This is a genomic window from Leisingera aquaemixtae, assembly GCF_001458395.1.
Classification (GTDB): domain Bacteria; phylum Pseudomonadota; class Alphaproteobacteria; order Rhodobacterales; family Rhodobacteraceae; genus Leisingera; species Leisingera aquaemixtae.
On sequence record NZ_CYSR01000017.1, the window covers coordinates 1 to 6952 of the forward strand.

Genomic DNA, 6952 nt, shown 5'->3' on the forward strand with positions numbered 1-6952 from the left:
GGCCGTGGAAGACCACCACGCCGATAGGCCGGAGGTGTAAGCGCAGCAATGCGTTCAGCTGACCGGTACTAATCGCCCGATAGGCTTGATTTGATCCAGTAACAGACAGTGTTACGAAAACCAAACAAGCAAACCATCCCAAAAAAACACGGACAACGTTGATTGTAACCGACGCAGGCTGTTGTGCCTGCCGCCACCAGGCGGTGACACAGCAACCGGGCGGCAATGCGCATTTGCTGAAGCAAACACGCTGCCTGCCGCTCAACAGCCTTGCTCCGCAAGGACGTCGGAATTGGATTTTTCTTGGTTTGGTGGCCACAGCACAAGTGAAACACCCGGTCCCATCCCGAACCCGGAAGTTAAGCACTGTCGCGCCGATGGTACTTGGGCTCAAGCCCTGGGAGAGTAGGTCACCGCCAAACCTAGTAAAATCCAAAACCTCTCTAATCGATGACAAAACACCTGTCGCGGGATGGAGCAGCCAGGTAGCTCGTCAGGCTCATAACCTGAAGGTCGCAGGTTCAAATCCTGCTCCCGCAACCACCGTTTCCGACAAAGCCTCCGCAAAAAGCGGGGGCTTTTTCGATTCCGGCTGACCCAACGCCATAAGCCCCGCCAATTCCCCAACAAGTTCAAGCTGATGGCCCCCAGGTGCGTCTGCGTCCGGAACCATCCGCACCTCTGAAATCAGCGCCCGCAGCGCTTCTGTGGCTTCCCGCTTCACCTCCGGCGCGTTCAGCGACCGGGCGAGATCCTCGACCATCTTGCGGTAGCGCTGCGAAAGGCTGGGATGCAGCCGCAGGGCAGGGGGTTCCGGGCTTTCCTTGATGATGGCCTCTAATTCGGCTTTCTCCGCTTCCAGTTCCGACATCTTGGCCTTCAATGACGCATGGTACATGCCGTCTTCGATGGCCTTCAGAATGCCCGCGATTTTTCCCTCCACCTTCTTCAGGGAGGCTTCCGCCTTCTGGCGCTCCTGACTGGCTCCGGCAGCGGCCTCATTGAAGGCCTTGCGGTATTCCTCGGCGAATTGCTCCAGAAGGTCCGGCGCCAGCAGGCGCTGCTTCAGTCCGGAGAGAACCCGATCCTCTACTTCTTCCCGGCCGATGGTGGCGCGGTTGGTGCAGACCGCGGCGCCCTTGTTGCGCGCGCCGGCGCAGCCGTAGCGCGTCTTGTTGATCAGCGTGTAGCTGGCGCCGCAGCAGGCGCAGCGCAAGAGGCCGGACAGAAGGTAGGTCGGCCGGCGCGCGCGTTCCAGCCGGGGCCGTTCGGTCAGAACGCCTGCCGGGTTCATTGCCTGCCGCACCTCTCCCTGGCGCGTCTTCACTGCGTGCCAGAGTTGGTCATCAATGATGCGCAGCTGGGGGACTTCTTCGATCTTCCAGTCTTCGGGCGGGTTGAGGCGTGACAAGCGTTTGCCGGTGTCCGGGTTGGTATCGTAGGTCAGCCGGTTCCAGACCAGACGCCCGATATACAGCTCGTTGTTCAGGATACCGGTGCCGCGCTTGATGTTCCCGGAGATCGTCGAGGGGTTCCAGACTCCGGTGCCCTTGCCGCTCTGGGGAGCAGGCACTGCTTCGGCGTTCAGCGCGGCAGCGATTGAGCGCGCGGAAAGGCCGTCTGCGTACTCCCGGAAGATCCGGGTGATGACGGCGGCCTCGTCCGGCTCAATCTCCCGATCGCCGGTGCTGACCGTGCCGTCGGGCAGGATCTCACGCTTCACCCGGTAGCCGTAGGCAATCCCGCCAGCAGATTTGCCCCTGGCAATGCGCCCTTCCAGACCGCGGCGTGTCTTCTGGGCCAGGTCCCGAAGAAACATGGTGGACACCAGTCCGCTGACGCCGACCTTCATATCGTCCAGTTCATTCTCAGCAGCTGTGTGGAGCCTGACCCCGAAGTAGCTCATGCGCTTCAGCAGGGTTGCGGAATCCGCCATGTCCCGCGAGAGGCGGTTCTGGCTTTCGGCGGCAATGATGTCGATCTGGCCGCTTTCCGCTGCCTGGATCAGGCTCTGGTATCCCGGACGAAGGGTGTTTTTTCCGCTGAGCGCGTGATCGGTGAAAACCTCCGTGACCCGCCACCTGTTTTGCTCGCACATGCGGCGGCACAGCCGGATCTGGTCTTCGACGGATGTGTCTTTTTGCTTGTCTGTAGAGTATCGGGCGTAGATGGCAGCGCGGAGACCGGGGGTTGTGTTCATGGCTTATTCCTTCGAAGGCTGTTGGCTCCTCTGTGCCGCGATGTCTTCGTGAGCAGCCTGGCGGGCGAGAAGCCTTATGATGTGCAGAAGCGAGGCCGGACAGTGGGCCTGGCCGTTTGTCTGAGGTGTACCGGAGAGACAGGCTGTCTCCTCGCAATTGACATAGCTCATTTGGTCCCGCGCCATTGGCCGAGGTCTCCCGCCGCTCCCGGACACAGGCCCGGGGCGGTCTTCTGATGCTGCTGATCTGGCCGGGATCTGACCCGACGGCTGTTGGCTGCATCATATCTGGAGCGGGAGGACGGAGGACCCTTGAACAGGCTGCTGTTGCAGCGGCTGGCCGGGTTTATGTGGATAACCCCGCTGGCGGGGCCCATGTCCGGCGCCAAGCGGGGGCGCCGGGAGGTTTGCTTTCGGGACAGGGCCGGGCCGCAAACTATTTCCGGGAGGGAGTTATCCGGAAGTTGCGCCGAATGCAGTTGCTGTGTTTGCAGTGTCCTCCCCGATACGATCCGGACCATCATCCCTGCCACCCTTGCGGGGCAGGTCCTTCAGCCAACGATTGATGGCGCTGGCGTCAAATTCCCTTTCACGCGTCAGAACCGAAGCCATTTCCTGCAGCACGTGCCTGTGGGGATACAGCAGGGCGCGGGCGCAGTCTTCGGCGTGGTCGAGCTGCTCCTGAAGGCGCTTGCGTTCTTCGGCCGTCAGACGGGCCGGGTCCGGCGGCCCAAACCATGCGTTGCCGTGGATGCCAAGTCCGAGTTCATGGTCCATCGCCAGCGACAGTCGCGCGGCCTGCGCGAGGTCTGAATTTCCGCCTCCGCCTGCTCCGGCTGAGACCGTCCCGAACACCAGCCGTTCCGCCGCTCGGCCTGCGAGGTGGATCGTCATCTGCCGGTCGAAATCCGCCTGCAGCCCGGCGTGCGGCGGTGCGGTGCGCTCGGTCAACCCTCCGGCGGGGGAGAGACAAACACGTTTGATCTCTTCACCGTAGAGCCACGCGGAGATAACGTGCCCGCATTCATGCACGGCAATGCGATCATCCAACTGCTTTCGGTATCCTAGTTCCTTGCCGAGGACCTGCTCAAGAAATCCGGGATCGAAGCTGCGCCCCTGGCGCCGCGCTCGCGCCCGGGCCTCGCGAATGCGGGCGTCGATCACGGCGGGGGTTTGCCCGGCCAGTTTCCGGGACAGGTGGCGCAGATCTTGCCCGGTGTCCGGGAAGGCCTGCTCAAGCATGATCTGGATCTGCTGCCGGGTTGGAAGCGGCATCTCGTGATGCAGGTCGAAACGGCCAGGGCGCAGGATAGCCGGGTCGATTTTTCCGGGAAAATTGGTGGCGCCGATCAGCAGAATGCCTTCTTCTTGGTGCAGCAGATCGATTTGGCGCAGGAACTCGTTGATGACTTGCTGGCGATAGGCTTGGTTGCGGTCGCCGGTGTCAGCGCGAGACCCGCAACTGTCGATCTCATCGATGAACAATACGCAAGGTTTGCAGGATTTGGCGTCCTGGAAACACGCCAGCATCGCCGCCAGCATATCGCCAAGATGGCCCCGTGCTTGCCAAGCGCCGAAAGAGCCCTGGATCAACGGAACGCCGGCAGAGGCGGCGATCGCCCCGGCTAGCACTGTTTTGCCGGTTCCGGGTTCTCCGTAGATCAGCAGCGAGCGGGACATGTCGCTCCACTCGATCTCACCGCGCTGCCAGCTGCGCAGATCGGCAGCCAAATCTGCCGCAGCACTGTGCGCGGGAGAGGTGCCGTTGATGTCCTCCAGGGACAATCCGTGGACCCCGCCAGCGTGCCTCCAGGTCCGGGAAACTGCCGCAGCCAGGCGCTCTGCCGCGCTGCGGGCATCCGGGGCCCTGAGTGCCAGCAGCACATCTGGATCGCCCAGCTGGGACAGCGCATCGTCGTCGGGGAGGGCCGGGTCCACTGCTTCTCGGTCGATTTTGCTAGTGGCGCTGTGACTGTGCTCCAGCTGCGTGATGAGGATGTCGCGGCTTAGCGGCTCCAGTTTGGCCGGGTTGGGCAGGACCGTACTGAGATTGTCCGGGAGGCTTTCACCGTCCGGAAGCAAAACAAGCAGCGGGCAGGGCAGCTGCAGCGCTTCGCACAGGTTGCGCTCGAGGCGGTAGAGATCGCCGGTCCGAGACGTGCCGGTTGATGTGGTGACTTGAAGCACCCGGAGTGTCTGCTCGTGGTGCCGTTCGTCGCCCAGGGTCGTGACCTTCCACTCTTCGGGCAGAATACCGCAACGGCAGGCCGTCAGAATTTGATCGGCGTCCGCGGTCCGGAACCCGGAGAGCACGGTGACGGCGCCCTGAGCAAGCAGGGTGTCCATGACATTCCGGGATGAGACGAAGGTGGCCGCAAGCCGCAGTGCAATCAGGCTCCGGCTGGCGGGCAGGGCGGTTGCGGGGCGGCTGCGTCCCTCATCGTCCAGCGCCCATCCGTCGATGCCGTTTTCCCGGAGCTGATCGAGCTCCTCGCTGTCCCGGTGCTGAGCTCTTGGCAGGTCGTTGAGCGTGTCCAGCAGTCTGGATTTTGGATGACCACCAAGCAATACGCCGCGCGCAAGGCCGGGGCCAAAGCCCGCGCGGAGGAGCAGCTGGCGAACCTTCGGTCCGAGACCCAGCTGGAAGTGCGGGAGCAGGCGCTGGAAGTGCAGGCACGCCGCGTCGCGGCGGAAGAAAATTCTTTGAAGAAGAAAGAGGCTGAGGTCGGGGCAAGAGAAGAAACGGTGTCGAGTCGGGAGAGGGAGGTTGAAGCCAGGGAGAGGGTTTTGGAACAGGAGACAGAGCAGATCCGGCTGCGGGAGGCGAGCTTGACAGAGCGGGAAGCTGAACAAAGCCTCCGGGAAGAAGAGGCAGGGGCAGTATTGGGACGGGCTGAGGCACTTAATTTGGGGTTGGAATTGATCCGAAGAGATCAGCTGCGTTGGGTCCCCGATAGAAAAGGCGATGGGGGCAGGCTGGTGCATGGCCCGCGCGATGCTGCGGAACGCCCGCTGCCTCTGAAGATGCACGCCCGGCTTGAACCAGAAATGTCTCTGCTCGAAATCCTTCTGAAGATCATCGCAGAGATAATTGAGGACGCATTGCACGAACAGCGAATGGAAATTGCCCGGGACGCTGAGGCCGTGGCGGAATGCCGAAGGCGGCTGGATTTGCGGGAAGATCCTGTCGTTACCGGGATCTTGCAACGCGACAACCCGGACCAGAGGTTTAATGTTTGATAGCGGCGGAAGGTCACCTGAGTGTTGCTTTCCTGCAAGGGAAAGTGGGACGCTGCGCGTATGTTGGACAGCAGGAACGCCCAGTACAGCGACGTTTGCAAAGTCTTGGGATCTGCCAGCCGGGCGGCGATCCCATGCTGCACGAGCAATGAAAGGAGCAGACCTTCGCCGCAGGTGCAGCCACCAACCATCATCGAACGGAAGAGATGCCGGACTAACCGGCCGTTTGCCATCCGGCGGATGCAAGTGCAAAAAAGTCGAAATCTATGTTCGCCCGCGCAGCAGAAGTTTTTTGAGCTACGCAGAAGATTTCTCCGGACCGGACATTCAGAGTCACGCTGGTCCTCCCCGACAGCGCTTTGTGCTCCAGGCGTGGCTCCATGCAGATGATCGGAAGGCCGCGTTTCTCCAATTCGCGGGTGAGCCAGATGGCCAGGATGCCGCTCTTAAGCACAATCCGGTTGGACTCAGCAGTGTGCTACAGAAGGAATGAGGGATTGCATCTGGATCCGAACTAGTCTCGCCGCCCGCAATCTCCGCACCCTCGGTAAAGATATTCCAAGCAGCAATGCGGCGACCTGGAGGACGCTTTCGGTTTCGTGCATCAGCGCAAGCCCCGCGATCAAAGGGTCGCGCCGGACCAGGCGGGCGGTTCCGAAACGGGAAAGGACTCGGGGCTGGCCTCCAGAACGGGGTCCGTACGACCAAAGCCTGTGTCGCTGGAAACGTCGGACGCGCCAGGAGCGTCGACTCCGCGATAGAGATCGTGCGCACTCGTTGTGGGTGACGCCCGGTTATAATGTACCATGCGCCGGGCGCATCGAAACCCTTAGCCGATGGCGCCTGTTCCCACCAGAAACGCCGCGGGGCGGGACCGCGTCTGGTCGTGGGGTCGTCGTGCACGATATAGCGCCAATAGTTACGCTCAGCGTAAGCAATTGCACTTTTGCGGTCCGGTAAGGTCAACCGGATCGTTTGGAATGGATCGTCGCTGGAAGTCCATCCCATGAGCTGTAGTGGTTCAGATGTGATCTGACAGTTGGCCGTTTTTCCGGCGGCGTCTGTCAGGCCAAGTTCAGTTCACGAACTTTTCCTTCCAGATCTGCTTGCCTTCAATCATGGTCTGGAACGGCGTTCTGCCGCAACACATTTTGCCCTGATGAGTGCGTTGGTGGTTGTAGTTATGCAGCCATTCGTCGAGGTCCGTTTGCAGCGCACCGATGCTGTCGTAGAGCTTTTTGCGGAACGCGACCTGATAGAACTCCTGCAAAATGGTCTTGTGGAACCGCTCGCAGATGCCGTTGGTCTGGGGCGATTTCACCTTGGTCTTGGTGTGGTCGATGTCATTGATGGCCAGGAAGAGCTGGTAGTCGTGCTTGTCGGCCCGGCCGCAGTATTCCGTGCCCCGGTCCGTCATGATCCGCAGCACCGGCAGGTCGTGTTCATCGTGGAATGGCAGGACGCGATCATTCAGCAGATCAGCGGCAGTGATCGGGGTTTTGGTCGTATAGA

5 protein-coding genes, 1 tRNA gene and 2 rRNA genes are annotated in these 6952 nt (G+C 61.3%); 4 read left to right on the forward strand and 4 right to left on the reverse strand.

All coding sequences use genetic code 11. The features are described 5' to 3' along the window. From PHA8399_RS07590 to PHA8399_RS07600, 3 genes are all read left to right on the forward strand, one after another. A 23S ribosomal RNA gene (locus PHA8399_RS07590) occupies positions 1–93 on the forward strand; the annotation flags it as partial. Between the two features lie 214 nt (positions 94–307). Beyond that, positions 308–422, forward strand: a 5S ribosomal RNA gene (gene rrf, locus PHA8399_RS07595). A gap of 44 nt (positions 423–466) precedes the next feature. After that, positions 467–543, forward strand: a tRNA-Met gene (locus PHA8399_RS07600). On the opposite strand, the gene PHA8399_RS21900 is transcribed toward PHA8399_RS07600, so the two are convergent. Next, positions 500–2200 (reverse strand): recombinase family protein, encoded by a 1701-nt coding sequence (locus PHA8399_RS21900; RefSeq protein ID WP_082649489.1) that lies wholly within the window; start codon positions 2198–2200, stop codon positions 500–502. The genes PHA8399_RS07600 and PHA8399_RS21900 overlap by 44 nt on opposite strands. Before the next feature lie 453 nt (positions 2201–2653). Continuing rightward, on the reverse strand, positions 2654–4768 hold the full coding sequence (locus PHA8399_RS07620; RefSeq protein WP_244270173.1) for an AAA family ATPase: 2115 nt from the start codon (positions 4766–4768) through the stop codon (positions 2654–2656). Here PHA8399_RS07620 and PHA8399_RS22275 point away from each other — a divergent pair. Further along, on the forward strand, positions 4754–5440 hold the full coding sequence (locus tag PHA8399_RS22275) for a hypothetical protein (protein ID WP_244270174.1): 687 nt from the start codon (positions 4754–4756) through the stop codon (positions 5438–5440). The genes PHA8399_RS07620 and PHA8399_RS22275 overlap by 15 nt on opposite strands. A gap of 333 nt (positions 5441–5773) precedes the next feature. On the opposite strand, the gene PHA8399_RS22775 is transcribed toward PHA8399_RS22275, so the two are convergent. Continuing rightward, positions 5774–6448 (reverse strand): NADH dehydrogenase ubiquinone Fe-S protein 4, encoded by a 675-nt coding sequence (locus PHA8399_RS22775; protein ID WP_244270175.1) that lies wholly within the window; start codon positions 6446–6448, stop codon positions 5774–5776. 67 nt (positions 6449–6515) lie between these two features. Further along, positions 6516–6952: integrase core domain-containing protein (locus tag PHA8399_RS07630; RefSeq protein WP_145977002.1), on the reverse strand; the 437-nt coding region annotated here is incomplete at its 5' end.